Source organism: Actinocorallia lasiicapitis, from assembly GCF_054778695.1.
The window spans coordinates 1-1,556 of record NZ_BAAGZI010000690.1 but is presented as its reverse complement, the minus strand read 5'-3'; the positions used below and the strand labels follow the sequence as shown (position 1 = coordinate 1,556).

Annotated in this window: 1 protein-coding gene; it reads right to left on the bottom strand. The window is 72.4% G+C overall.

Translation table 11 applies throughout. From position 1 onward, the window contains the following. Positions 1-152: 152 nt before the first annotated feature. On the bottom strand, positions 153-1,556 hold a 1,404-nt coding region (locus ACYVE7_RS33805; protein ID WP_460370619.1), incomplete at its 5' end, for an O-antigen ligase family protein.

Genomic DNA, 1,556 nt, shown 5'->3' with positions numbered 1-1,556 from the left:
CTCACCCTGCAATGCCGCGAACTGCTGCGCAGGCTCCCCGAATCCGGCCTCGACCCGGCACAGCGCCGCCGCGCCCGCGCCCTCGTCCTGCGCTTCTACCTGACCCGCCAGCGCCGCACCGCCGCCCACAAGGCCAGCCGCCTGCTGCGCCGCTAGGGACTGGCCTCGCGGTGGATCCGCAAGAGCGCGCCCGTCGCGCCGATCAGCAGGAACATCACGCCGGTCGCGATGTGGAACGACAGCAGGTCGAAGGTGAAGCTGCCGACGGCGGGGACGGCCAGCAGCGCGGCCAACGCCTCCAGCAGCCACCGGACGTCCGGTGCGGCCTGCCGCGCGTACCGCACCCGCAGCCCCGCGTAGATCCCCACCACCAGGATTCCCGCGAACACCGCCACCCCGGCGGCCCCCGCCTCCAGCCCCGTCATGATCCACTGGTTGTCGAGGGCGAAGTACTTCGGCACGTACCAGGTGCCGATCCCGCGGCCGAACCACGGATGCTTGGAGAACTCGAGTTGCGCGATCTCGTACCGGTGCCGCCGGTACTCCACGCTCGGGTCGGCGCCGAAGTTCGCGAACAGCCCGTAGAACGTCGAGATCATGCCGGGGAACGCCGCCGCGACGATCGCCGTGAACCCGGCGCCCGCCCCCAGCAGCCGGATGGTCCGCCGCGGCGGCCACACCACCAGCAGGATCAGCCCGACGACCCCCAGCCCCATGATCGCCGACCGGGACAGCGAGAACAGCAGCCCGCAGCCGATCAGCCCCGCGCACAGCCACCAGCGCCGCGCCCGCTCGCCCTTCTCCCGCGCGCTGAACGCGAAGTGCAGTGCCAGCGGCAGCACCATCGCGCACACCACCCCGAACTCGATCGGATGGGACGCCGTCGAGCCGACCCGGTTGAGTCCGCCCCGGTCGTCGATCACCCCGCCGGTCGTGCCGGGACGCAGCCCCGGCAGCTCCAGCAGCCGGGTCGCGTCGTAGTCGACCGTGAACTGGAGCACCCCGATGAACGACATGATCGCCCCGCCGACGACGACGGCGCGGAGCATCTTCTCCAGCCGGTCCAGGGAGCGCACCCCGTCGCAGACCGCGATCGCCAGGCCTGTGTGCGCCAGCACCAGGACCAGCGCGTGGTCGCTCAGCTTCAGCTCGTCCGCGGGCATGTACCCGGCCGTCGCCAGCCCGTAGGTGAGCAGGTTCGCCAGGAAGTAGACGAACAGCATGGTCCGGACGGGGGAGCGGCCCTTGGCCATCCCCAGGGTGAGGGTGCAGGTGGCGTACGCCCACGCCATCGTGGCGAGCAGCGCGACGACGTCGGCGGGCGACAGCGAGATCGGGATGACGGCCAGCACCAGCCGTGCCGGGAACACCGTCTGGCAGAGGACGAACAGCATCCCGAGGGTCGCGCCGTCACTGACCCGCCGGCCCGCGCTCTGATCCAGCTCGACCAGCGGAAGCGCCGGGGCGCTCATGCCGCGCCCGCCGGTTCCGGGTCCGGCAGGGTCCTGCGGCGGCGGGCCTGCGCCCAGCTCTCCGCCGCGTACGCCGCGCCGAGG